Origin of the sequence: Ammoniphilus oxalaticus (assembly GCF_003609605.1) — a bacterium.
Classification (GTDB): Bacteria; Bacillota; Bacilli; order Aneurinibacillales; family RAOX-1; genus Ammoniphilus; species Ammoniphilus oxalaticus.
The window spans coordinates 567724-593752 of the sequence record NZ_MCHY01000009.1; the positions used below are offsets into that span (position 1 = coordinate 567724).

The window sequence follows — 26029 nt, forward strand, 5'->3', positions numbered from 1 at the left end:
GAGCGTGAGCAGATAGATGGGTTTGGGAATGGGAGCAGATGGACTGATCAATATATTTATCTCGCTAGTGTTCATCACCTTAAGTTGGTGGGCCTTGCAAACGTTACGCTTTGAGCTGTTTACCAACGATTATAAAGGAGCGCAAACAAGATTACTGCAAATTTTAGCTTCAATTGCTTTAGGACACGGCGTAGCCCGCTTTTTCATGGACTACCTCGGTTGGTCGTTGATGCTTAAGCAGCTGTTTAGCTAGATGGAAGTGGATTCCCCGCTGAACAAACGCAAACAACACGGGTCCGCTTTTTTGCCCAAAAACAGATATGACGTCAGCGCGGCATCCCAAAAGGGCTAAGAAATTCAGATCATAGACGCTCGTAAAAATAGGCCCGCGGCAGTTCACCTGGTATAGTTTTCCTCCCCCCGGTTAATAATAAGTGTAAGAACACATGGGACGAGGGGAAAGAAACAGACATGAAAAAATATAGGGGAATCCAATTTTTACTTTGTAGTGTTATGATGGTTTTTGGGTTGACGGTCTTTGCCGAGCAGCAGCAGGAAAAACAAGATCCCGCCGCAGCGATGCGTGATGTCGACAAGCTAGTTGATATCATGGAACAAACGGGGATCGAGCTCGAACACATTCAACTTCATGATGGGATTGCCCATCAAACTTTTGAACAATGGGAAGAAGCGCAAGCTTTTGCGACAAGGATCGGGCAAGCTATGGGACTCGCTTTAATCGAGCAACCATCGCCCGCCGATATTCCAAATGCGCCGACATCCACTGCTTTCCATTTTGAAGAGCAAACGCAACAACAACATCAAGATGAACATACAGCAAACAAAACTGCCCGTACGATGTTGCGCGTGATTGCCACGCCGCAAGAAGCGGGTTGGGATACATATCTCACAATCAACATACAATTCGATGCGACTAACGATCGAGACCAGACGATGCAACAGCTGGAAATCGTGTTCAAAGCGCTGGAAAATGAGCAAATCGTACCGCAATTTGACACTTGTACCCAGGGAATTATAAATGATAAACTGACTGATGATATTCAAATAAAAAAGCTGAATAAACTCCTTGATTTGTTAGGGGCGCAAGTAGTGGAAAAGGTGGAAGATCCCACAGTGAAAAGCTTATCGGCTTATTCGCCAGATTTCCCTTTTTACATATGGACGAACGGTAAAAAGATGAACCTGCAAGCGGCAACGCATGTCGATCATCTCAACAGCCAGACTCGCATAACCGTTGGAACACCCATCATCACTATCGAATATTAATACATAGTGTGGTAGAACGGATGATCTCACATAGACCTGTACTTCGTCCAACGGGAGCCACTCCAATTGGTGTATGGCGCCCGACTACCTAAAGCAATCAAGATGAATACTTGCAGCGGGGGGATAGTAACTTGGACAAAATTAAAGTCCGCGGTGGAACTCGTTTATCTGGAAAAGTTAAAGTTAGCGGAGCAAAAAATGCCGTCCTACCGATTATTGCGGCAGCCCTTCTGCCTGAATCGGGCGTAAGCGTCATTCATGACGTGCCCGCCTTAGATGATGTGCACACAATCAGCGAAGTGCTGAGGGCATTGAACGCTCAAGTCACATATGCAGATGGAAAATTAACAGTCGATTCAACGACGGTCAATCATACGGAAACACCATACGAGTGGGTCCGCAAAATGAGAGCTTCTTTTCTCGTGATGGGACCCTTGTTGGCTCGCAAAGGGAACGCTCGGATTTCTTTGCCGGGAGGATGCGCGATTGGCACGCGCCCGATCGATCAACACCTTAAAGGTTTTGAGGCGATGGGAGCGACAATCGAGCACGGGCACGGTTATATCGAAGCGTCTGTCAATGGACGCCTGCGCGGGTGTAAAATTTATTTAGATATCGCCAGCGTCGGCGCGACGGAAAACATTATGATGGCGGCAACGTTAGCGGATGGGACGACGATCATTGAAAACGCGGCCCAAGAACCCGAAGTTGTCGATTTGGCAAATTACCTGAACGCGATGGGGGCCAAAGTGCGCGGCGCTGGAACGGGCACGATCAAGATCGAAGGGGTTGAGCAGCTTTACGGCGCCAACCATACGGTGATCCCGGACCGCATCGAAGCGGGCACCTTCATGGTCGCGGCAGCGATTACACGCGGCGATGTGTATATTGAAGGGGCGATCAGCGACCATTTACGTCCTGTGATTGCCAAATTGCGTGAAATGGGTGTCATCGTGAAGGAAGAGGAAAATGGCGTGCGCGTCACGGCGACAGGCAAGTTGAAAGCAGTCAACGTAAAAACGTTGCCGCACCCTGGTTTTCCAACCGATATGCAGTCGCAATTCATGGCTCTGATGTTGACCGCGGAAGGATCGAGCGTCATCTCCGAAACGGTTTTTGAAAATCGATTCATGCATGTCGATGAATTTAAGCGGATGGGCGCCCACATCAAAATCGAAGGCCGCAGCGCCGTCATTAAAGGCGAAGCTCGTTTAACGGGGGCGGAAGTGACGTCCACAGACTTGCGAGCAGGAGCGGCGCTTGTATTAGCCGGATTGATCGCTGAAGGGCAAACGGAAGTCGGCGGGCTGCAACATATCGACCGCGGCTACGTCGATTTTACAGAGAAATTGCGTGGACTTGGGGCGGACATTAGCCGTCTTTCCGAAGAGGAAGAAGCGCGTAAAGCAGCGGAAGAAGCGGCCCTAGCCAGCGGCAATGTAGTTAAGTTTAGAACATCTTACGCATAGAAGATAGCCTTATCCTTTTGGGTAAGGCTATATTTTTTTTGGATTAAATGGTAAAATAAGGATTGTGAATCAGTTAAGAGAAAAATAGGAGGGGAACAACTTGGGATACAAGGCGCAATATGAGCGATGGCTAAACCATCCGCATCTCGACGCGGACATGAAACAACAGCTGCAACAGCTCCAAGGGAACGAGAAAGAAATGGAGGATTCCTTTTATAAAGTTCTCGCGTTTGGCACTGGGGGATTGCGCGGGGTGATCGGTCCGGGGACAAACCGCATGAATAAATATATCGTTCGAAAAGTGACGCAAGGGCTTGCGGCCTACATAAGCAGGCAAGGCGAAGACGCGAAAAAACGCGGTGTGGCGATTGCGTTCGATTCGCGACATCAATCTCCTGAGTTTGCCCAGGAAGCGGGTCGCGTATTAGCGCAAAATGGAATCAAGGCGTACGTGTTTAGGGAGCTGCGACCGACCCCGGAGCTTTCTTTTGCGGTGCGTCATCTCGGCGCTTCCGGAGGGATTATGATTACCGCCAGCCACAACCCGTCGGAGTACAATGGATACAAAGTGTACGGGAATGATGGAGCCCAGCTGTCGAATGAGGCGTCCGATGCGGTGACCGCGGAAATTAATCAGATCGACGATGAGCTACTCGTGCCAGCGATGGATTTGGAAACGGCTGAGCGCGCGGGATTGTTCGAGTGGATCGGCGCGGAAGTCGATGACGCGTACCAGGCGGAACTGCGAGGACTCGTGTTCCAGCCTGCCGAACATAATCGCGACTTCAAAATCGTGTTCACGCCGCTGCATGGCACGGGGAATGAGCCTGTGAGACGGATTTTGGGGGCGATGGGTTTTGAGCATGTGTACGTCGTGCCTGAGCAGGAGCTGCCTGATCCGAATTTTTCGACGGTGAAGTCTCCGAATCCTGAGGATCTGGAAGCGTTCAAGTTGGCGATTGCGCTCGCGGATGAAAAAGGGGCGGACATGATTCTTGGCACCGATCCAGATACGGACCGCGCGGGGGTCGTCGTGCGTGATGAAAAAGGGGAGTTTCAGCCGCTGACAGGGAACGAGTTGGGGGCCTTGATGCTCGACTATATTTTGTCGCAACGCCAGCAAAAAGGGGACTTGCCCGCAAACGGAACGGTGATCAAGACGATTGTCACCTCACAAATGGGGGCGAGCGTCGCGGACCGCTACGGCTTGGAAACGTTGGACACATTGACGGGTTTCAAGTACATTGGCGAAAAAATGCGCGAGTTCGAACAGTCGGGCGAAAAAACGTTCCTGTTCGGCTACGAGGAAAGCTACGGGTATCTTGTGGGGACGTTTTGTCGGGATAAAGACGCGGTGCAAGCGTGCATGATGGCCGCGGAAATGGGCGCCTATTATGGGAAACAGGGCTTGACCTTGTATCAAGCGTTGCTGCGTTTGTATGAAAAAGTCGGCTTCTACAAAGAGGACCTCGCCTCGCTCACGTTAAAAGGGGTCGATGGGGCTGAGCAAATTGCGCGGATGATGGACGACCTGCGCTCCAACCCGCCGGCGCAAATCGGTTCGCTGGGGGTCACGGAGGTAAAAGATTATCAGCAAGGGATCGAAGGGCTGCCTAAGTCAAACGTCATGAAATTTGTGATGAACGACGAATCCTGGTTCGCCGCCCGCCCTTCCGGCACCGAGCCAAAAATCAAATTCTATTTCGGCGTCAAAGGCGCCAGTTTGGATGATGCCACAAGCAAACTGCAAACATTACGCGCTGACGTCATGGCGATGGTTGAGGCTTAGGATATTTATCTGTCGCGGGGTGGTAGGTTTGGTGGGTGTGGAGGGCCGCGAGTCAGGCGCGCTGAGAGATTACAACCAATCCGCGTTTTACTAAACAATGTTGTGGTCGGAGCAGGGTCCCCCTTTTAATATCGAATATTGTGGATGGGGTGTCGGTTCGCGTTATGGCGGGACTCGCGATCGCGGCTTTTACTAAACAGTGTTGTGGGTGAAGCAGGTTGCTCGTCGGACTTGAGTGATCGAGGGGACCTCCTCTGGCGACAGCGCTGGAAAGTATGTGAGAAAAACAATGGGAACGAGAGGGAAAAGGCTGGCGCCGTGGTGCGTCGGCCTTTTTTCATTTGTATGGCGGAGCGGCCTAGCCACACTTTTACTAAAGGATGTTGTGGGTGGTGGTGAATCGTCCATACCCTTGTTCGGTGTCGGCGCCACAGCTGCCTTCTTTTACTAACCAATATTGTGGGTAAGGAAGGAGGAACAAAAAAGCCCTATTGCTAGGACTGCATCGCTTGTTTTAGGACATAAATCTCTTCTTCATTTCTCGCAATTTTATTTCGTTGAAAATCAATGACATGGTTTTGGTTGCGCATTTCTTTTAGTAACTCATCAAAACCATTCTGCGTCCGCTTTTGCTCGTCTTCAAACCGCCCGTTCAATTCATCGAAGCGATTTTCCAGGCTGTCCATGCGTGTTTCCAGCTTATCCATTTGATTTTCCAGGCTGTCCATGCGGGATTCTAAATTTCCGAAACGGTGATCTAAGTGGTTCACTTTTTCTATAAGTTGACCCACCATTGTTGTCAACTGATCAAGCTGCTTTTCAATCGATTTTAAATCGGCCATCGTATCTCACCTCCTATTCCTCTAGTTTAGCGCAAATGATAACTAGCGGGGTTTGTAAAAATATGATGTTCGGAAAGTTTTAACAATTTACCACCAAACAGCTTAGCGGCTGCTTTTACTATACAGTGTTGTGGGTGGGGTCTGGTCACCAAGCCCCCCGAATTCAGCTCAAACACTTTTTTCACTTTTTAATTCTCCTCGCGCTTTAACGTTGGGCTCGTTCCGTGATGAATCACATCAATTTGCTCAATTTCATTAGAATCCCTTTTGCGCCAGTAAAAATAACGCGCCTCCGATTCATCTTGAAAAGTAACAACCGCCATGTAGACTTTTTTATCTAGAGTCGCATAGACGATGCTTAAATTATCAATATCCGTTTCCATTTTGTACCCTCTATCTTCCAAATAAGACACGGTGTCCTCTTCTAAACGCTTCCTTTTCTGAACTTCTTGGTATGTGGAATAGATTTGAAAGCCGAGAACAGCGATTGATACTAGCAGCGCAAGCGATCTGAGCTTTTTCTTCAAAAATGATCACCTCTTTGTACGGACTAATGTAACAGAAACTGCCCGTTTCGGCGAGGTCTAATCAAACATTATGGGGCGTCGCGCGCCGCTCGTTTAGAGATCGCGCGTAAAGGTCGCAACTCCCTTTACAGTGGTCGTGGTGTCAAAAGGGGATGCTGTAAGCGTCCAATCTCCCGTTACAAACACTGTAATAGGTCTGGGGGACATGGACTTGGTCTGTAAAGGTCGCAACTCCCTTTACAGTGGCGATATTGCGCGGATGTGTGATTGTAAAGGTCAAAACTCCCGTTACAGCAAGGCTTTCTTCAAAACCAGTAAGGAGAGGGAGCTTCGCTCCCTTTTTATTAAACAATATTGTGGGTAGCTGCAGCTACCTAAATTGGGCTTCTGAAATATCCACGTAAGGTCGCTCACAACGCGCTTCCGCGCCGCTCGCATTGATCGAGGCGCCCCTAGTCTGCCATGCCGTCCTCTTGTTCTACCTCACAAATTCGATCCGTGATCCACATCCCCGCCAGCCCGTCCCCGCATCCCTCCCCGCATTCGTTTTCCAGTCATCTTTTGCCTGTCCACCGAATAAGCTAGTCTAGGGGGCTTGTCAAAAACGATGGCGTTTCTACTTACTTTTTTGTGGCTTGTGTTGCGAGATATTCTGATTCTATTCGCTCTCTTTTTTATCGGAGGGTATTTGGCGGATCGTTGGGGCTGGAGTCGCGTTGAAAAGGCGTGGTGGCTCGCGTTGTTGACCGTGGCGTTGCTCACTTTTGCGCTATGGTTCCAGTTTGGGAAAATATTAATCTTGATCTGATTCTAGAAAGGACGCGCCTGGAATATACATCATAACAACTGCTGCAATTCTAAAAAATACGCTACAAAAATCAGCAAAAGTCGCTCCAGGAGGGATGCTATGCATGAAACGTATGATTATCGGTTTGGTCACCCTATTTTTAGCGGTGATCCTCATTATTCCAGGTTTGATTGCCCTTTTTGGGGGCAGCAAGCAACAACAAACGGGTTCGAACGTCGCTGAGCAACAGGAGGAGATCCCTTTGCCCGCTGCGATTGAAAATCAGATTTCGGTTTCGGTATATCGCGCGGAGACGGAGGAAGTGCAGGTCATTCCGATCGAGGAGTACATCGCCGGTGTTATTTCTGGGGAAATGCCCGCTGATTTCGAGTTGGAGGCGTTGAAAGCGCAGGCGCTGGCGGCGCGGACGTACATCATTCGTCGTTTGGCTGAAAATGATTTTTCTGACGTTCCAAAAGGGGCGCATGTGACGGACACCATCCAGCATCAAGTTTACAGGGATCAGCAGCAGCAAAAAGAAAGTTGGGGTTCACGCGATTTTGATTGGAAAATTCGAAAAATAAGACAAGCCGTAGTCGAAACGAAAGAGCAGGTGCTCACCTATGAAGGGAAGCCGATTGACGCCACTTTTTTTTCGACGAGCAACGGTTTTACTGAAAATTCGGAGGAATATTGGGCCCAAGAGATTCCTTATTTGCGCAGCGTTGCCGTGCCTTGGGACCAAAAATCGCCTAAATATAAAGAGGAATACACATTTACCGCCAAGCAATTGGAGGAGAAACTAGGCTTTAAACTCGCGGCGCCCGTCTCGACTGGTAATCCGGGAATCAACATCGTGGAAAAAACGACCGGGAATCGAGCCGCAAAAATAAAAGTAGGCGATCAAGAGCTAAGCGGTCGGCAATTCCGTGAAAAATTGGACCTCCCGTCATCCGCATTTGAGATCGAAGGACAATCCGACGGATCGATCAAAATCAAAACATTCGGCTACGGACACGGCGTCGGCATGAGCCAATGGGGCGCCCACGGCATGGCCCGCGAAGGAAAAACAGCGACCGACATCGTCCAATATTTTTATCAAGGCATCGCCATCGAAAGCTACCACCAGTGGGTCCAGTAGGATTGGGATCGCAGGACGGGTAGAATCAAGTAAAAACGCGGGGACCTGCTCCGTTTCTACGATCTAAGGTAGAGACGGTCGGGCCCTCGCGTTTTTTGCGTCCACAATATTCGATAATAAAAGGGGATGCGTGCGGCAAACCTCCGATTGGACTTCGAGCGTGCCGTTCCCACCCCCAACACTGTTTAGTAAAAGCAAAAATAGGAGGGCCCCCGCCGAAACGCAGTGACCCTCTCGTTTTTCGCTTCCCGCCGCCTCCAATTCCTAGTTCATATTAACAAATACCTTTTTTGCCTGCCCGTCCCATCGCACATCACCGCCGAGTTGCTCCAACAAGCGAACAGGGATGTACGTGTAGTTATCGACGAGCATGGCTGCTTTTCCCCCGTGAACGCGATCGACACCATTAACTAACAGCCGTTCCTTTTCGAGATCAATCTCCATCTGAGCCTGCGCTTTCATCTTCGCGTCGACGATGGCCGTCGCTGGCACAGAAGCTTGTCCCATAAAAAGCGGAAATAGTCCGATCCCCGCGCCCCACAAAATGGCCAACAAAAACGCCCATTTTTTATCGTTCATTGCTATTTTCATCCTCCTCAAAAATCACTCTTTTGTGAATTACCAATCTATTTCAAACACATTATAGACAAGCTCCATCGTAAAAGGTGTCGGAATCAGACTGACTTTTTTGTCTCTGTCTGCCGAAACGAGCGAAACTTACGACATCATTTTTCTCCGAAGAAGCGATGCCCGCAAAAAAAGATGCATAGTTTTAACGTAATTGCGCACGCTCTAGGTTTAAACCTCGTTCAAACTGGAAAAGACTGTTGATGAGGTGATAAAAATGAGTGAAGAACAAAAACAAAATCAGCAACCAATCCAACCGCCTAAAAATTCAAAATGGAAGGCGATGCTTGGAAAGAAATGGACATTCCCGGTCATTTACATGGGGGCCGCAGCACTTATCCTTGCTTTCATCATGTGGTTTCAGGACTCTCGGGACTATAACATGGACCCAAATTTAATGCAGCCTGGAATTGATTTGAGCGAGGAGCCCGCCGAACGACCTGACGCCCAGACTGTCGATGCAACCGCAACAAACGATCAAGAAGCGAAGCCAGTGACTCAAACCGAGCAAAAAGCATTATCCTGGCCTGTAGCGGAGGAAACGGAAGTCGTGATCGTGATGGATTTCTATAATGACGAAGCGACGGAAGACGTCAAAGCGGCGGCGATGATCCAATACGAGGACACGTTCTACCCGCACAGTGGCGTGGACATGGCGAAAAAAGACGGGACTGCTTTTGAAGTCATCTCGGCTCTAGACGGAAAAGTGATTCGCGCTGAAAAAGACCCAATGACGGGGTACACCGTTGAAATCGAGCATGAAAATGGCCTGCAAACGGTCTATCAAAGTTTAGAAGATCTAAAAGTAAAAGTAGGCGATGAGGTCAAGAAAGGTGACGGGCTCGGACAATCGGGCCGCAACCTATTCGAAAAAGAGCTTGGCATCCATCTCCATTTTGAAGTGAAGGAAGAGGGACAATCCGTCTCCCCAGACAAGTACCTCAGCCAAGCCGACACCGAAAAACAAGCCCAATAATCTTATTTCCAGAACCCAACCCAAAAAACCTGTTCCTCTCTATTCATAGAGAGAGCAGGTTTTTTTGTAGTTTTTTTGGAGGCAAAAGGGGGGAGCGGGAGGCGCGCGGCCAGATAGGAATGAAGTGACGATTGAGGCTGAGGAAAGCGCGTTGAAGAGAACACCGCGTTGAAGAGAACATAAAGAAGGGAAACACATAGAGGCGGAAAAGATCAGGAGGAAATGGGCTCCGCCCATGGATTGAAGAGAAGACCCGTCGTCGGACCACTGCGCGGGCACGGGACTCGTTGTAACGGGAGTTTCGACCGTTGCAGCGCTTCCTTTCATATAATCCGCTCTGTAACGGCCTTTGAGACCGTTACATTCCCTCTCCGCTGTTTTTCCTTGGGTTATTGGTTTGCAACGGGAGTTTCGACCGTTGCGCGCGTGGGCCTAGACTCTTGTGCGGATCCGCCGCGCCTACCGCGCGGGCACAGGACTCGTTGTAACGGGAGAATCGACCGTTGCAGCGTTTCTTTTCATATAATCCGCTCTGTAACGGTCTTTGAGACCGTTACATTCCCTCTCCGCTGTTTATCCTCGGGTTATCGGTTTGCAACGGGAGCTCTGACCCTTACAGCCCAACCGATTTATTTGCTTCATCTGTAACGGGAGCTCTGACCTTTACAGCCCAACCGATTTACTCGCTTCATCTGTAACGGGAGTTTCGACCGTTGCGCGCGTGGGCCTAGACTCTTGTGCGGATCCGCCGCGCCCACCGCGCGCTTGCCTCCTAGGACCTCCCTCATAGTTGTCAAAAGTCCACCTATTCCCGCCCACCCACAATATTGTTTAGTAAAAGGGGGCCCCGCCGTCTTCAAAAGGGTGTGGTTCCCTCGCGCCCCTGCCCTCAGCCCCACCCGCCCCCACACCCATCGTCCGCCCTTTGCCCCCGCCAAATTAATTTAATCTCCCTGTTTCCCGCATATATACACATCTGCCTCAATATAATGTATCAGACTATTCGTAACAGGGAGGCGAAGGGAGTGCACGACTACATCAAAGAGCGCACCATCAAGATCGGTCGGTATATCGTGGAGACACGGAACACCGTCCGCAAGATTGCCAAGGAATTCGGCGTATCCAAGAGCACTGTGCACAAAGATCTGACCGAACGACTGCCCGAAATCAACCCCGAATTAGCGACCAAAGTTAAGGAGATACTAGAATACCATAAGAGTATTCGCCACCTGCGCGGCGGAGAAGCCACAAAAATCAAGTACAAGCGCAAAAATCAAAACAAAAAACTGAACGAACAGAAAGAATCACCCACATCTTCCACAACATCATCATCGTCAGAGGAACTAGCCTAATTCGGAGATCAACAAGAAAATTGTCGAACAGAAAAAAGGAATTCCTTGTTCCGCAGCGAAATGATTAAACCATAAGCATAGATATGAACCAGTACAGGGAGGACCTTGCATGTTAGGAAAGGACATCGGAATCGATTTAGGAACGGCAAACGTACTAATTTATGTAAAAGGACGCGGGGTTGTATTAGATGAACCGTCGGTGGTGGCAATCGATAGCGACTCAAAAAAGGTGCTTGCAGTAGGAAACGAAGCCTATATGATGGTTGGACGAACACCAGGAAACATCGTAGCCATGCGCCCAATGCGCGATGGCGTCATCGCAGATTTTGACATCACCGAAGCGATGCTGAAACACTTCATTGATAAAATCGGAGTAAAAGGTTTTATGGCCCGTCCCCGAATTTTGATCTGCTGTCCGACAAACATCACATCAGTAGAACAAAAAGCAATCAGAGAAGCGGCGGAACGCAGTGGAGCAAAAACGGTGTACTTAGAAGAGGAGCCAAAGATCGCCGCAGTAGGAGCAGGGATGGACATCTTTGCGCCAAGCGGCAATATGGTAGTAGATGTAGGCGGGGGGACGACAGACGTGGCTATTTTGTCCATGGGTTCGATCGTTACCGCCTCTTCTATTAAAGTCGCGGGGGACAAGTTCGACGCGGACATCATGCGCTACATTAAAAGGCAGTATAAACTGATGATCGGAGAAAGAACGTCGGAAGACATCAAAAAGACAATCGCTACCGTTTGTCCCGATGGTCGGGATGAAAAAATGGATATTCGCGGGCGCGACCTGGTCACAGGATTGCCGCAGACGATCACGATTACTTCGAAGGAAATCAAAGGGGCATTGTCCGAATCCGTTTCGCACATCGTGTTGGCCGCGAGAAGTGTGCTCGAACGGACACCGCCCGAACTCTCCGCGGACATTATCGATCGGGGCGTGATGCTGACAGGCGGCGGGGCGTTGCTCCATGGTTTGGACAAGCTACTCGCTCAAGAATTGAAACTTCCCGTACTCGTCGCGGAAGAACCGATGCATTGCGTTGCCCAAGGAACAGCGATGATGCTCGAAAATTTGGATCGAATCAAAGCGAATGCGCCAAAAAGAAGAAGTGTGTTAAAATAAGCGAGCATGGTCAAAAAGTGGGCTTGCTTTTGCAAAAGAGCGGCTGCTTTTAGTACTGAAAAAGTCTGGAACAGGGCACGCTAACAAAAAGGAAAAAGTATCCTACACCAGGTTTCGCATGTCATTTTTAATTCTTGAGATGCGGTAAGGAGCTGTCATTTCAGATGGAACAGAAAAAAGGAAGCAAACACGAAGAAACAATCATATACGATAAAACAACCGAACAGAAAACGAGGGAATTTCGCGTGGACCGTCGACAAGCAGCCAAAGAGGATGTAGCCGACGACGAGGGATCGAACTCTCCGGATCAGCCAGCCAGCGCCAACGCAGCTAGCCGGCCAGCCGCATTCTCTTCGGACGCCGCATCCTCGCTCACTGCCAACAGCAGCCAGGAACAGACCGTAGGACGGAGAGACGGAGAAGAAGACGTCGGTACGACTACGACTGACGGCGTCACCTCCATCGCTGGCGAGGAGACCCAATCCGAACCGTTATCGCGCAAAGGCAAGCGGGCCATCAAAAACTTACGCAAAGCGAGCCGCCGCAAGAAGGCAGCGATTGCGTTTGGGCTACTGATCGCATCGGGACTGTTCGGACTTGTGGTCGGTTATAGCGTTATCGGCAAAGGCTCGTTTCTCGACGCGTTCAATCCTGCTACTTACAAGCATATGTACAACTTGGTTTTTCAGCAGTAACACACACAGGAGGAAGTCTGAATCTCCCCGCGAATGCCGCGCTTGACCACAATAGCAAGGGGTGAGACGCGCCGCCCGCCAAGAATCACAGCGATGTGGTTCTCGGATGGACCCGCTCGCTCGAACCGCCGCTTGATGTGTGGTTGATGCAGTGGGGCTCGGTGGTGGATTAATCAGACTTCCTTTTTATATAAACCCGACTTTCTGACGAACCCATGCGGCTAAGGCTGCTGCGCCGTCACGTTTGTCTGGGTCTGTCGGGGTTGTTCTTAGTTTGGTACGCTGGCCTTGAAATATGACAGGAGAATCGAACCAATTTTATCGAGAAGCTCATCACATGATGATTAATATCAAAGCCGCCCAAATGGCGGATCAAATATGACCTACGCCATCGTAGCGTATAAGGAGAGGAACGATAAACATGTTAAATATCGAACAAATCAAAGAGATTATCCCGCACCGTTATCCTTTTTTACTCGTGGATCGCGTTTTAGAATTGGAGCCAGGCAAACGAGCGGTTGGCATCAAAAATGTGAGCGCCAATGAACCCTTTTTCCAAGGGCATTTCCCAGAGTACGCGGTGATGCCAGGGGTGCTGATCATTGAGGCCCTGGCCCAAGTCGGCGCGGTTGCGGCGTTAAGTTTAGAAGAGAACAAAGGCAAAATCGCCTTTTTCGCGGGTATCGACAAAGTCCGATTTCGCGAACAAGTCCGCCCAGGCGACACCCTCACGCTTGAGATCGAAATGAGCGCCATGCGCCGGGGCATTGGACGCGGCAAAGCGGTTGCTCGCATTGGGGAGAAAGTTGCAGCAGAGGGCGAATTGATGTTTGCGATTGGGAATGGATAGGAGGGAAAAATACCCATTCTCCGAAAATGTGGAAGAAATGTCATGAAAAAACTCAGCTCATGTCGTATAATAGTATCAGCAATTAAACGAATCTATTTTTATACCGATTCAATAATTATAAGAAATACATACAGATCAGGAGAATCCTATGGAAAATCAAGAAACAACGATTGAGCTGAGGGAACTTTTTGAGATTTTGAAAAAGCGGATGCTAATCATTATCCTTGTGCCCCTTATTGCCGCTCTAACAAGCGGCTTGGTTAGTTTTTTTGCGTTGACGCCGATTTATGAAGCTTCTACGCAAATCTTGGTCAATAAATCCCAGCATCAAGAGGCGGCGTCGCCCTCAATGAATGACATTCAATCCGATTTGAAGTTAATCGAAACATACAATGTCATTTTTAAAAGCCCGCGTATTCTAGAGCCGGCGATTCGAAACATGAGCCTGGATTTAACGCCGAACCAACTTAGCGGCAAGGTCAAGGTGAGCGCGGTGCAAGGCTCGCAGGTGATGGCGATTTCAGTCGAAGACCCTGATCCAGCAATGGCCGTCACGATAGCGAATGGGATAGCGGCGACATTCCAGCAAGAAATAAAACCGATCATGAACGTCGATAATGTGCAAATTTTATCCGAAGCGAAAGTAGCGGACAAGCCATCGCCGATTAAACCAAAATCGAGTTTGAACATTGCGATTGCGTTTGTTGTTGGCTTGATGACCGCTGTTGGGATCGCCTTCTTGCTGGAGTACTTGGATAATACGGTCAAGACAGAACAGGACGTGGAGCAAATTTTAGAATTGACGGTGCTAGCGAGTATTTCAACGGTGGACCCGAAGATGGAACAAAAGGCGCAAAACCAATCAACGTCTGTGATGGGAGGGAACCAACTTGAACTCTAATCCTCTCATGATGAAAAGATCGTTGATTACGTTAACGAATCCACGGTCCCCTGTATCTGAAGCGTATCGCACGCTGCGGACGAATTTACAGTTTTCGGGTATCGATCGCCAATTGAAGCGTTTGATGGTTACGAGTACTGGACCTGGAGAAGGGAAATCGACGACAATCGCCAACTTAGCGATTGTGACGGCGCAAACCGAGAAAAAGACCGTGTTAATTGACGCGGATTTGCGGAAGCCCACGGTGCATCATACGTTTGAAATTCCAAACCGACACGGATTGACAACAGTCATTACGGGACAAGCTTCCGCGCAGGAAGTCGTTCAATCGACGACGATCCCTCACCTTGACGTGATTACAGCGGGACCGATTCCGCCAAATCCCGCAGAACTGATCGGGTCTCAAGCGATGACGCGTTTTATTGAAGAAGTGGCAACGCTATATGATCAAGTTTTGTTTGACACGCCACCCGTATTGGCGGTGACAGATGCTCAAATTTTGGCGTCTAAATTAGATGGCGTGATCATGGTTGTTAATGCAGGCAAGACGAATAAAGAAATGGCCCTACGAGCGAAAGTTCAATTGGAGAATGTGCAGGCGAATATCGTCGGGGTTGTGTTAAACAATAAAAAGATGCAAGGAAACAGTGGTTATTATTATTACTATGGCCAAAATTAGATGGAAGAAAAAGGGTGAAATCGATAACGTATTGTGAGGAAAGGTACAGGACGTAGGCGTATTAGCCCTTTTTTTTATTCCCAAATTTGTGAATTATTAGGGACTAAAAACCCCTTTTTTAACAAACCATGCCAAAATATTACAAATCCATTGCCGGATTTTGTAGCTTGGCTTATAATTATATACAAGTTAAGGTAAAGTTGGCGGTTTCAAGGAGGGGAGAATATGATCGACATCCACTCGCATATTTTATATGGGCTCGATGATGGAGCGCAAACAAAAGAAGATACGTTAGCGATGGCGCGGCAGGCGGTTGAAGATGGGATCACGGTGATTGTGGCTACGCCGCATCACAATGACGGGCAACACGATAATTCGCCAGCGCGCATTATAGAAAGATGCAATCAAGTCCAAGCGTTGTTGGACGAGCATCAGATTCCAATACGCGTGCTGCCTGGGATGGAAATGCGCGTCAAGGGCGATGAAGTAGTCGCTTTAGAAATGAAACAACTTCTGACATACAATGATCTGCAACGTCATATCTTGTTAGAGTTGCCGCATGATCATGTCCCGCGCTACGTCGACCAGTTGATTTTTGATTTGCAATTGGCAGGTTATGTCCCCATTATCGCTCACCCGGAACGGAATCGGGAAATTGGGCGGGATCTTAATATATTGTATCGGATGGTGAAACGCGGGGCGTTAGCTCAGCTGACGGCTGCTAGCGTTTCGGGAAAGTTTGGGAAAAAATATCAGGGTATCTCATTTTCGATGATCAAACATCACATGGTTCATTTTGTAGCTACGGACGCCCATAATACGGGCAAGCGCGGCGTTCAGTTAAGTGAAGCGTATCAAGTGATCGATCGGAAGTTTGGGCCAGAATATTCTTTGATGTATCAAGAATTTGCGCTAAAGGTAACGAAAGGATTGGACTGTCCTGTACCGCCAGTCGAAAAGATTAGAAAAAAGTTATTCGGAATATTCTAATTAATTCGAATCAGGATAGAGAACACCCTTAGATTACTTGGAAATCAAAGCTTTCAGGTGACGTCTGCTAACCTTTATCAATGCAGGCACTCGGCTGCGCTGTGGGATTGATTCAACAGCCTTAGACTTGTATTGTCAAGGGCGTGGTGTGAGGGAGGGTTCGATGCCCTATACATAATTTACTTTATAAAAAGTTGTTGGAGATAGAGTTTCTTCCCAAACGAGTGAGCGTCGCTTGTTTTGGAAGAGATTCTATCTTTTCGGCGTGTCTAAATAAAAGGATAAGGATTTGGAAAAGGGGGAGTAGCAATTGTCATATGGCAAACGAATCGCCTCATTGATGTTAATTGACTCCATTGTCGTCATGACTTCTGTATTTATTAGTTACTTTATTTTAGTGCCTGATAAAAATATTTTTACAACGACGCTATGGGTCAGTTCATTAACTCTCTTAATTAGTCATCATCTATTAGCCTACTACTACAAGTTGTATAAGCGTGTTTGGAAGTATGCCAGTGTGGGAGAGTTGATCTCTGTGTTCAAGGCGGTCACGATCTCGATCCTGATTACGGGGGCCGCGCAATATGGGATGATCCAAACCGTGTACATCCGCACATTAGCGATTACATGGATGATGCATATTTTATTGATTGGCGGTGTTCGTTTTTCTTGGCGTTTATTCCGCGATAATTACGTAGCGACGAAGGCGGAGCTTGAAAATAAAAGGCATACATTAATTATCGGGGCAGGAGCGGCAGGGACGATGATTGCTCGCCAATTAAGACATAATCCGGATGTAGAGCTTTATCCCGTCGCTTTTATTGATGATGACCCGCATAAACATCATTTAGAAATCATGGGATTGCCCGTGATCGGGGGGCGAGAACAGATTGAACATACGGTTACTGAAATGCGGATTACAAATATCGTCATCGCGATTCCTTCATTGAGTAGAAAGGACCTCAGCTCAATCGTGCAATATTGTCATCAAACACAAGCAAAAACGCAGATTGTGCCGATGATCGAGGATATTATGACAGGGCGGATCTCCGTCAATGAATTCCGCGACGTGGAAGTGGAAGACTTGCTGGGTCGCGATCCTGTCGAATTAGATACACAATCGATCGCGGATTACATTACGGGAAGCGTTGTGCTTGTCACGGGCGCGGGAGGTTCGATCGGTTCGGAAGTGTGCCGTCAGATTTCTCACTTTTCGCCAAAAACTGTGATCTTATTAGGACACGGCGAGAACAGCATCTATTCCGTGGAAATGGAATTAAAAGAGCGTCACCAGGACCAAATTGAATACATAACTGAAATTGCCGATATTCAAGATCGGGAGAAAATGATGCAGATCATGCAACATCATCAACCGACCGTCGTGTTCCATGCCGCTGCTCATAAGCATGTGCCACTGATGGAACGGAACCCAGAGGAAGCGGTTAAAAACAACATGATGGGCACGAAAAATGTCGCCGAAGCCGCTGATTATGCAAAAGTGGACACGTTCGTGATGATCTCCACGGATAAAGCGGTCAATCCAACGAACGTGATGGGCTCAACCAAACGGTTAGCGGAAATGATCGTGCAAGATTTGAACAGTCGCAGCCAAACGAAATTCGTCGCGGTTCGTTTTGGAAACGTGCTGGGTAGTCGGGGCAGCGTGATCCCTTTGTTTAAAGCGCAACTGCAAAAAGGGGGACCACTTACTGTTACCGATCCCGAAATGGAACGTTATTTTATGACGATTCCAGAGGCATCACGTCTCGTGTTACAGGCTGGCGCCTTAGCGCAAGGCGGGGAAATCTTCGTGCTCGATATGGGAGATCCGGTTAAAATCGTGGACCTCGCCAGAAACCTAATCCGCTTATCCGGCTTTACGGAAGAGGAAATTGGCATCAAGTTCACAGGGATTCGTCCAGGCGAAAAACTATATGAAGAACTGTTAAATGATAACGAAGTCCATGAAAAGCAAGTGTATCCAAAAATTTATGTCGGTAGGACCGCCCATCTTTTTATAGACGAAATTCAAGAGATTGTAACAAATGTGAATGATATGAAGACAGAAGAGTTAAGAGAGAGACTGCTAGACTTAGCGAATAATAAAGTAGAGACAAAAGAACTAGCGACAGCAGCGAATTAAATAGAGGGGGAACTATACGTGAAAGTAAGAAAAGCGATTATTCCCGCGGCGGGATTAGGGACCCGATTCTTACCAGCAACAAAAGCGATGCCGAAAGAAATGCTGCCAATCGTCGATAAGCCAACCATTCAATACATCGTCGAAGAAGCAGTGGAGTCGGGGATTGAAGACATCATCATTGTGACGGGAAAAGGCAAACGAGCGATCGAAGATCATTTCGACCATTCGTTTGAACTGGAACAAAACCTATTAGAAAAAGGCAAGCTTGATCTTCTAAATGAAGTGCAGAAATCATCAAAGATGGTCGACATCCACTACATCCGACAGAAAGAACCGAAAGGGTTAGGCCATGCGATTTGGTGCGCCCGCAAGTTCATCGGCAACGAACCGTTCGCGGTTTTACTTGGTGATGATATCGTCAAAGGGGATAAGCCGTGCTTGCAACAAATGATCGAACACTATGATCGCTATCATTCCTCGATCATCGGCGTGCAACGTGTGCCAGATGAAGAAGTATCGCGATACGGCATCGTGGACGCGAAACAAATCGACGAACGACTGCACAGTGTCAGTAACTTAGTAGAAAAGCCGAATCTAGAAGATGCTCCATCTAATCTAGCAATCATGGGTCGCTATGTACTGAGCCCATCGATCTTTAGCATTTTGGACCATCAATCGCCTGGCGCTGGCGGTGAAATCCAACTTACCGACGCAATCGCGAATCTAAACAAGAGTGAGGCCGTCTACGCTTATGATTTCCAAGGCATTCGCTATGATGTCGGGGAAAAGATGGGTTTCATCCGCACACAAGTCGAATTTGCGTTGCAACGGGATGATCTAAGAGCGGAATTGCTGGAGTATTTGCATGGAGTAGTGGAAGGGAATTTGGTGAAGTAGAGTTGGGCCCTGCGGGCCCTTCTACATCGTTTAGTGGGTTAGTAGTTGATTAGAGGACTGTTACGATCTAGTTAAGCGCTAAGCTACTAAATAAAAAAAGTTCTTTATTGAGGTGTAATTATATGTACATGGTGGTCAAAAGGATGATAGATATATTGCTTTCATTGATTGGAATCATTATATTGTTTCCTTTTTTTATTTTACTCGTTTTAGCGATCAAACTAGATTCAAAAGGACCTGTATTTTTTAAACAGAAGCGAATTGGGATTAATAAGACACATTTTTACATTCTAAAGTTTCGGACGATGCGAACCGATACCCCTAAAGACATGCCGACTCATCTGCTGAAAGATCCGGATCAGTATATTACGAGAGTAGGCAAGTTTTTAAGGAAGACCAGCCTCGATGAACTACCGCAAATTTGGAACATCCTTGTTGGGCAAATGTCAATCATTGGACCACGACCCGCTTTGTGGAACCAATATGATCTCATTGAGGAAAGAGACAAGTATGGCGCCAACGACATTCCGCCAGGACTGACGGGATGGGCTCAAATTAATGGTAGAGATGAACTGCCAATTGAAGTAAAGGCTGGCTTAGACGGTGAATATGTCAAAAAGATTAGCTTTTGGATGGATGTGAAGTGTTTCTTCGGCACGATCACAAGTGTGTTGAAAAGTGATGGCGTCGTTGAAGGTGGAACGGGTGTCAAGAAAAAGGCTTCTGGCAATGAGGAGAGTATCAAAGGATGAAGCGAATCTTAATAACAGGGAAGAACAGCTATGTGGGAACAAACTTTCAAAGATGGTTGGAGAATGAACCTGATAAATATATGGTAGAATCGATCAGTGTAAGAGATGATGCTTGGAAGGAAAAGGACTTTTCCAAGTATGATGTGGTGTTACATGTGGCTGCAATGGTTCATAAAAAGGAACAACCTGAAATGGAACGTCTATATTTTGAAGTAAATAAGGAATTGCCATTACAGATTGCAATCAAGGCAAAAAAATCAGGAGTAAAACAATTTATTTTCATGAGTACAATGGCGGTTTACGGGGAAGAAGGGAAGGTTGATCGGGAGGTGATTATTACCAGGGGCACTCTACCGAACCCCAAGACTTTTTATGGTAAAAGCAAGTTAAGAGCCGAATATGAACTGAAAAAAATATCCGATGAATCTTTTAAAATAGCAATTCTTAGGCCTCCAATTATATATGGTCCCAATTGTCCCGGGAATTATAGTCGACTTGAATCATTAGCTAAGAAGGTACCGATCTTTCCGCTTATTGATAATAAAAGAAGTATGCTACACATTAAAAGTTTATGCAAAATGTTAGATGAATTAATTGAGGGTAAAAAAGAAGGTTTGTTTTTACCACAAGATGATGAGTATGTGAATACAAGCTTATTAGTAAAAGATTTGGGTAAACAAAGAGGTAGAAAGATATATCTTTCGCGTTTCGTGGGTTGGCTTATTAGATTAGTTGGAAAAAACAACAACTTAGTAAAAAAAGTTTTTGGAAATTTGGTTTACGAGAGATACTAGACAATATTAGAGGATGATAACATGGAGCCATTAGTAAGCGTAATAATCCCCACCTATAAACGGAGTGATTTTCTAATAAGAGCTATTGATTCAATTTTAAATCAAACGTATAAAAATGTAGAGGTTATTGTTGTAGATGATAATGATCCTGAATCTGAATATCGAATAAAAACTGAAATGAAGATTAAAGACTATATAAAGAAAAACCTGATTGTATATCATAAAAATGAAGAAAATTTAGGAGGAGCGTTGGCGAGGAATGAGGGGATAAATATTGCTTTAGGATTCTTCGTTACTTTTCTAGATGATGACGATGTTTATGAAGAAGAAAAAATTGAACACCAAGTAGGTTATATGTTAGATCATGATCTAGACGCTTCCTTTACAGATGTAAGAATTTTGAATATGTCGGGTAAACTTGTCGATTATCGTAAACATAAATATGTAACAGATTTATCAAACTCAGAATTATTAAAACAACATATCCTCCATCATTTAACTCCGACGAATACGTATATGTTCAAAAGAGAGAGGCTTATTGAGTTAGGCGGATTCGATAATGTGAGTATGGGACAAGAATTTAGACTTATGTTAAAGGCTATCGAGAATGATTTAAGTATAGGGTACTTACCTAGAGCCGATGTTATTCAATACATACATGATCGAGAGAGAATATCGATTGGGGACAACAAGATTGTTGCAGAAAATGAATTGTTCGAGTTTAAAAAGGGATATTTTTCCATTCTAAATAATGATCAGAAAAAATATGTTAGATTTAGACATTATGCTGTTTTATCTGTAGTCGGTCTAAGAAGTAAAATGTATATGTTTTTTTTGAAAAATTTGATCTGTTCACTCATAGTTTCTCCTAAATACTTCTCTTTTGAATTATTTCAAATGTTTAATTTAAGGTATAGACAATTACATAAAAAATAGATGTAGGGACTAAATAAAAGGTTGATTCAATATTATCTTTCAGTAATTTTAAGAGGATTTTATTGACGGAAATTAACCCCCAGTATTTACTGTTCGTTTATAGCTAGTTGTAATTAAATAAGCAAAACAATTGGAGTTGACCTTGAGTTTTGAAAATTTTATATATCTGTTCATTTTATCATCGAGCAATGATTTTTAAGGATTGTATGGATGCATTAACTAGAAGAGGAAATACTGTCCAGGTATATAATGCAACTTGGAAAGGTGATAGTGTTGAAAAAAAATATGTTCCTATAATGACCGATTCGGTAGTTCATAAGGAATGCTATTTTAAATGGGAGAGATATTTCTTCTTTACTAAGCAATATAAGATATATCGAAATTTGGTGAAAAACTTCGACCTTTTGAACTTTGATATTTTACATGCTCATAATCTTTTTAATGGTGGAGTTTCTGCTTATTATTGTAGTAAGAAAACAAATGTTCCTTTTATTGTTAGTATACGAGCCAGTGACATCACTGCATTTATGAATATCTCTTTTTTTAGAAAATTAGCTAAAAAAGTCTTGAAAAGTGCTGCAGGTATTCAATTCCTTTCTATAAGACATAGAGACGAGTTTTTAAATAATTATGTTGACTCGGGAGATCGTGATTTAATTGAGGCTAAATCATTTATTGCATTTAATGGTTTGGAGGAATTTTGGTTAAAAAATAGGCATAATCCAAAGACGTTGAAAAATAAAAAAAATATCACTCTTTTATTTGCGGGGAAAATAAACAAAAATAAAAATATATTAAAGATAGTGGAAGCAAGTAATCTTCTTATTAATAGAGGATACAATGTTAATCTAAGGATTGTTGGAAAGGTCCTTGATGGAGAGATAGGAAGAAGATTAAGGGAAATAGATTATGTAGAATTGATTGACTTTAAGCCAATGGATGAATTAATTAATCTATATCGAGAAAGTGATATTTTTATTATGCCATCTATACATGAAAGTTTTGGTCGCGTTTATGCGGAAGCTATGACACAAGGATTGCCTGTTATATATACAAAAGGACAAGGTTTTGATGGAATATTTTCGGATGGAGAAGTCGGTTACGCAGTACCAAGTGGGGATGCGGAATATATCTCGCAGTGTATTGAAAGAATTACAACAAAGTATGAACAAATTTCCAAAAATTGCATAGATAGATCACAAAAATTTGATTGGAAAAGAATTTCAAAAGATATTGATGAATTCTATAAAAAGGTTATAAGTTGAGGAGATTTTAAATATGAAAATCGGGTTGATTACATTTCATAATGCTCTAAACTACGGTGCATCATTACAGACATACGCTACTCAGAAATACCTGAATGAACTTGGTCACGAATGTGTAATAATAGATTATGTTAATGATAGCAGAAATAAGGCTTATGACATGAAGGCCCAAATAACTAATCAATTTAAAGAAAAACAATATAAAACAGCTATTCGAATGGCTGCTGGAAGTTTTTTAATGAATCTTAGAAGGAAAAGTTTTTTAGCGTTTTATTCTCAAAATACGATTAAAACAAATAAAATGTATAGAACAAATGAAGAAGCAAGGGAGTTAAATGGAAAATTTGATTATTTTATTGTGGGAAGTGATCAGGTTTGGAATCCGAATAATAATGGCTGGGATATGGCTTATTTATTGAATTTCGTTGACGAAAAAGAAAAAACTATCTCATATGCGTCAAGTTTTGGTGTAAGCAGCATACCAGATGAACTTACGGATCTCTATTCTGAGAACTTGAGGTTAATTAACCATTTGTCCACGCGAGAGGGTCTCGGTGTTGAGCTGATAAAGAACATGACAGGTAGAGATGCAAAATTAGTTTTGGATCCAGTATTCCTTTTGGATAGGGATAGGTGGATTAAACTGGCAAAGACAGCGAAAGATGAGAAGGGGGAATTTCTGTTTGTATATACAAATAGAAGCAATCAGTTTGAAAGAATGGTAAAAACAACTGATTTTGATGTAACTCCATACAAGATACATAAAATAAGTCGTTTCTTGACGCCATGGGATTTTATAAATTCAAATGTCAAAGTGGATTATTTTATACCGCCTCAAAAATTTTTGTCTAATATTTTGAATGCCAGTTTAGTAGCTACAGCATCTTTTCACTGCGTAGCTTTTGCAATATTATTTCAAAAAAAGTTTGTAGCATTTCTTACAGGAGATGAAGGTAGGGACGAAAGAATAACTAATCTACTACATATCACAGGTTTATCTCATAGGATTTACAATGAAAATATGACATCTAGAGATATTGAAGAAGAAATAGACTACGCAAATGTGGAAAGAAGGTTACAAAAATATGTAGCTGATTCTCAAGAATTCTTAAATAATATATTTACTTAGTTCTTTAAACATGTAAGTGTTTCTTTGGAATTTACATATTAAGTAATTCCAACCTACGGACTTTATGGAACTCAGTACATTTTTTATTAAAGGTTGAAGGAGGGTTAGGAGTGCAGATATTAGAAAATGAATCTTTGAAAAAATATACTACAATCAAGATTGGCGGAAATGCAAAACATTTATATATTCCTGAAAGTATAGATGATTTGGTAAATTTAATGGAAAGAATTAAAAATGATAAATATTATATCATTGGTGGTGGTTCAAATATCCTAATGAATGACCAAAAAACATATGAAAATGTGATTTGCTTGACTGCGATGGATAATAATATAAAAAGCTTAGGAAACGGTACTTACTATGTCGGCGCATCTGTTAGGGTGCAGGAATTAATCAATCATATAAACAAAGATGGTTTTTGTGGAATAGAATATCTATATTCAGTTCCGGCATTAATTGGAGGGGCTATTGTAATGAATGCTGGCAGAGGAAGGGGACACGGACTTTCTATTAGCGACTTTATTGAAGAGGTTCATATATGGGATGGGGGCTCTATTAAAGTCGTTAAGAACGATAAATGTGGTTTTGAGTATAGAAAGTCTAATTTTAAAAACAGTAAAGTCATAGTATTGGGTGGGAAATTTACCTTTGATAAAATTATTAATGATGGATCAAGAATGACAAAGCAAGATAGAATAAATTATAGCAAAAAAGTTCAGGACTACAGTGGCCCAAGCTTCGGTTCAGTATTCTGTCAACATGATCGGAAAATAATGCAAATAGTAAGAATACTCTCTCCTGGTTTTAAAAATGGAATATCATTTTCTAATAAAACTTCTAATTGGTTAACAAATAGAGGAGAGGGGACTTACTTACAAGCTGTAAGTCTAATAAACAGGGTAAAGAGATATCACAAAATAATTGGAAGAAAGGCTGTTCCTGAAGTGATAATCTGGGAATGATAGTATAGCATAGGTGAACATAAACCCTTTATTTTAATATAAAGATTAATTGTTTTAAACGTTTTTATCGATTTCATCTTAAGGAGGTGGAATTTTAATTGTTGTCTATTGTTATTCCACATTACAATTCAGTGGACATGTTGAAGAAATTAATTAACTCAATACCAAAACAATCTGATGTTCAGATTATAGTTGTAGATGATAAAAGTAACAAGGATATAGAATCACTTAATTCGCTAATGTCGGATAATAGGTACGATCATGTATTATTTTTAAAGAATGAAACAAATAAAAAAGGAGCTGGTGTATGTAGAAATATAGGTTTAAAAAAAGTAAAAGGTGAGTGGGTTCTATTTGCCGATGCTGATGATTTTTTCACTGACGATTTTTATTCAATTGTAAGGAAATACTTTAATTCTGACAATGATGTAATATTCTTTACTCCGACTAGTATTGAATTAGAAACGGGGAAAAAGTCCAATAGGCATGATGTATATGAAAAAAAGATAGTTGATTATATTCAGAACAATAATATTAAGTCGGAACTTTCCCTAAGATATGAGTTTACCGTTCCATGGTCTAAATTGATAAAGGTTAATTTATTGAAAGAAAACAACATATGTTTTGACGAAGTAATAGCTTCTAATGATATGATGTTTTCTGCAAAGGTTGGTTTATATATGGAAAAATTTGATGTGTCGGATAAAGTAATCTATTGCGTTACAAAGAGTAAAGGTAGTTTAACTACTAAAATAAATGAAACTATATTTGATACAAGATTAATGGTACGTATAAATTATTGTCAGTTCCTTAAATATAATTTGAGTTCAAAAGAATTAAAAATGATAAATCTTAGTGGAAGGGGAATGATCTATAATTCAATAATACATGGCCATGGTTTAAAAAAAGTTTTTTCAACATACATTAAATTGAGAAGAAATGGTATAGAAGTTTTTAATCTTAAGTTTTTAAATCCTATTTTTTTAATAAAAAAGGTTAGTCGTCATTATAAAATTTATAGTGAAAACAAAAGATATCTAAGTAAGTAATGGTAAATTTCATTAAATTGGGGAAAAGGAACTGAAAGGAGTTAACGGTAGACTTTTCTTA

At 44.0% G+C, this 26029-nt stretch carries 26 protein-coding genes; 23 read left to right on the forward strand and 3 right to left on the reverse strand.

Going from position 1 to position 26029, the window contains the following annotated elements:
* The first annotated feature begins 16 nt into the window (after positions 1 to 16).
* The 4 genes from BEP19_RS14235 (at position 17) to BEP19_RS14250 (ending at position 4545) form a co-directional block, all read left to right on the forward strand.
* Positions 17 to 253, forward strand: coding sequence for a DUF1146 family protein (locus BEP19_RS14235; protein ID WP_120190572.1), 237 nt, complete (start codon positions 17 to 19; stop codon positions 251 to 253).
* Positions 254 to 471: 218 nt separating this feature from the next.
* A complete protein-coding gene (locus BEP19_RS14240) occupies positions 472 to 1287 on the forward strand; it encodes a YwmB family TATA-box binding protein (RefSeq protein WP_120190573.1) in 816 nt (271 codons plus the stop codon).
* Positions 1288 to 1418: 131 nt separating this feature from the next.
* Positions 1419 to 2756 carry a UDP-N-acetylglucosamine 1-carboxyvinyltransferase gene (murA, locus tag BEP19_RS14245; protein WP_120190574.1) on the forward strand — a complete coding sequence of 446 codons (1338 nt, stop codon included), beginning with the start codon at positions 1419 to 1421 and terminating at the stop codon, positions 2754 to 2756.
* A gap of 100 nt (positions 2757 to 2856) precedes the next feature.
* Positions 2857 to 4545: a phospho-sugar mutase gene (locus BEP19_RS14250; RefSeq protein ID WP_120190575.1), complete on the forward strand. Its 1689-nt coding sequence runs from the start codon at positions 2857 to 2859 to the stop codon at positions 4543 to 4545.
* A 494-nt stretch (positions 4546 to 5039) separates the two neighbouring features.
* On the opposite strand, the gene BEP19_RS14255 is transcribed toward BEP19_RS14250, so the two are convergent.
* Together BEP19_RS14255 and BEP19_RS14260 are read right to left on the reverse strand one after the other, a co-directional pair.
* Positions 5040 to 5387, reverse strand: a complete 348-nt coding sequence (locus BEP19_RS14255; protein WP_120190576.1) for a coiled-coil domain-containing protein — start codon at positions 5385 to 5387, stop codon at positions 5040 to 5042.
* 188 nt (positions 5388 to 5575) lie between these two features.
* Entirely contained in the window at positions 5576 to 5914 is a 339-nt protein-coding gene (locus BEP19_RS14260) for a DUF3139 domain-containing protein (RefSeq protein WP_120190577.1), read from the reverse strand.
* A 595-nt stretch (positions 5915 to 6509) separates the two neighbouring features.
* Between BEP19_RS14260 and BEP19_RS14265 the strand changes: the two genes are divergently transcribed.
* The gene (locus BEP19_RS14265) at positions 6510 to 6722 is read left to right on the forward strand and encodes a hypothetical protein (protein ID WP_147393803.1); all 213 of its coding nucleotides are present in this window, start codon (positions 6510 to 6512) and stop codon (positions 6720 to 6722) included.
* A 103-nt stretch (positions 6723 to 6825) separates the two neighbouring features.
* Positions 6826 to 7842 (forward strand): stage II sporulation protein D, encoded by a 1017-nt coding sequence (spoIID, locus tag BEP19_RS14270; RefSeq protein WP_120190579.1) that lies wholly within the window; start codon positions 6826 to 6828, stop codon positions 7840 to 7842.
* A 264-nt stretch (positions 7843 to 8106) separates the two neighbouring features.
* Here the strand turns inward: spoIID and BEP19_RS14275 are convergent, their stop codons facing one another.
* The gene (locus BEP19_RS14275; RefSeq protein ID WP_170145379.1) at positions 8107 to 8421 is read right to left on the reverse strand and encodes a stalk domain-containing protein; all 315 of its coding nucleotides are present in this window, start codon (positions 8419 to 8421) and stop codon (positions 8107 to 8109) included.
* Positions 8422 to 8686: 265 nt separating this feature from the next.
* On the opposite strand from BEP19_RS14275, the gene BEP19_RS14280 reads away from it, so the two are divergent.
* The 17 genes from BEP19_RS14280 to BEP19_RS14365 all read left to right on the forward strand — a co-directional run bounded on the left by BEP19_RS14280 (position 8687) and on the right by BEP19_RS14365 (position 25968).
* On the forward strand, positions 8687 to 9445 hold the full coding sequence (locus BEP19_RS14280) for a M23 family metallopeptidase (protein ID WP_120190581.1): 759 nt from the start codon (positions 8687 to 8689) through the stop codon (positions 9443 to 9445).
* A 1025-nt stretch (positions 9446 to 10470) separates the two neighbouring features.
* A complete protein-coding gene (spoIIID, locus tag BEP19_RS14290) occupies positions 10471 to 10797 on the forward strand; it encodes a sporulation transcriptional regulator SpoIIID (RefSeq protein ID WP_120190583.1) in 327 nt (108 codons plus the stop codon).
* Between the two features lie 109 nt (positions 10798 to 10906).
* The gene (gene mreB / locus BEP19_RS14295) at positions 10907 to 11926 is read left to right on the forward strand and encodes a rod shape-determining protein (protein ID WP_120190584.1); all 1020 of its coding nucleotides are present in this window, start codon (positions 10907 to 10909) and stop codon (positions 11924 to 11926) included.
* 164 nt (positions 11927 to 12090) lie between these two features.
* Positions 12091 to 12621, forward strand: a complete 531-nt coding sequence (locus tag BEP19_RS14300; protein ID WP_120190585.1) for a DNA-directed RNA polymerase subunit beta — start codon at positions 12091 to 12093, stop codon at positions 12619 to 12621.
* A 421-nt stretch (positions 12622 to 13042) separates the two neighbouring features.
* Positions 13043 to 13471, forward strand: a complete 429-nt coding sequence (gene fabZ / locus BEP19_RS14305) for a 3-hydroxyacyl-ACP dehydratase FabZ (RefSeq protein WP_120190586.1) — start codon at positions 13043 to 13045, stop codon at positions 13469 to 13471.
* A gap of 148 nt (positions 13472 to 13619) precedes the next feature.
* The gene (locus BEP19_RS14310) at positions 13620 to 14372 is read left to right on the forward strand and encodes a YveK family protein (RefSeq protein ID WP_120190587.1); all 753 of its coding nucleotides are present in this window, start codon (positions 13620 to 13622) and stop codon (positions 14370 to 14372) included.
* Positions 14373 to 14379: 7 nt separating this feature from the next.
* Positions 14380 to 15051: a CpsD/CapB family tyrosine-protein kinase gene (locus tag BEP19_RS14315; protein WP_120190722.1), complete on the forward strand. Its 672-nt coding sequence runs from the start codon at positions 14380 to 14382 to the stop codon at positions 15049 to 15051.
* A 225-nt stretch (positions 15052 to 15276) separates the two neighbouring features.
* Positions 15277 to 16041 carry a tyrosine-protein phosphatase gene (locus BEP19_RS14320; protein ID WP_120190588.1) on the forward strand — a complete coding sequence of 255 codons (765 nt, stop codon included), beginning with the start codon at positions 15277 to 15279 and terminating at the stop codon, positions 16039 to 16041.
* 310 nt (positions 16042 to 16351) lie between these two features.
* The gene (locus BEP19_RS14325) at positions 16352 to 18184 is read left to right on the forward strand and encodes a polysaccharide biosynthesis protein (protein ID WP_120190589.1); all 1833 of its coding nucleotides are present in this window, start codon (positions 16352 to 16354) and stop codon (positions 18182 to 18184) included.
* 18 nt (positions 18185 to 18202) lie between these two features.
* Positions 18203 to 19081 (forward strand): UTP--glucose-1-phosphate uridylyltransferase GalU, encoded by an 879-nt coding sequence (galU, locus tag BEP19_RS14330; protein ID WP_120190590.1) that lies wholly within the window; start codon positions 18203 to 18205, stop codon positions 19079 to 19081.
* A gap of 122 nt (positions 19082 to 19203) precedes the next feature.
* Positions 19204 to 19833 carry a sugar transferase gene (locus BEP19_RS14335; protein ID WP_120190591.1) on the forward strand — a complete coding sequence of 210 codons (630 nt, stop codon included), beginning with the start codon at positions 19204 to 19206 and terminating at the stop codon, positions 19831 to 19833.
* Entirely contained in the window at positions 19830 to 20627 is a 798-nt protein-coding gene (locus BEP19_RS14340) for an NAD-dependent epimerase/dehydratase family protein (RefSeq protein ID WP_120190592.1), read from the forward strand. The genes BEP19_RS14335 and BEP19_RS14340 overlap by 4 nt, the downstream gene beginning before the upstream one ends.
* A gap of 21 nt (positions 20628 to 20648) precedes the next feature.
* Entirely contained in the window at positions 20649 to 21563 is a 915-nt protein-coding gene (locus BEP19_RS14345; protein ID WP_120190593.1) for a glycosyltransferase family 2 protein, read from the forward strand.
* 149 nt (positions 21564 to 21712) lie between these two features.
* A complete protein-coding gene (locus BEP19_RS14350) occupies positions 21713 to 22828 on the forward strand; it encodes a glycosyltransferase family 4 protein (RefSeq protein ID WP_120190594.1) in 1116 nt (371 codons plus the stop codon).
* 13 nt (positions 22829 to 22841) lie between these two features.
* Entirely contained in the window at positions 22842 to 23957 is a 1116-nt protein-coding gene (locus tag BEP19_RS14355; protein WP_120190595.1) for a polysaccharide pyruvyl transferase family protein, read from the forward strand.
* Between the two features lie 110 nt (positions 23958 to 24067).
* A complete protein-coding gene (locus tag BEP19_RS14360; RefSeq protein WP_120190596.1) occupies positions 24068 to 24919 on the forward strand; it encodes an FAD-binding protein in 852 nt (283 codons plus the stop codon).
* Between the two features lie 101 nt (positions 24920 to 25020).
* The gene (locus BEP19_RS14365) at positions 25021 to 25968 is read left to right on the forward strand and encodes a glycosyltransferase family 2 protein (protein WP_147393804.1); all 948 of its coding nucleotides are present in this window, start codon (positions 25021 to 25023) and stop codon (positions 25966 to 25968) included.
* Positions 25969 to 26029 lie beyond the last annotated feature (61 nt).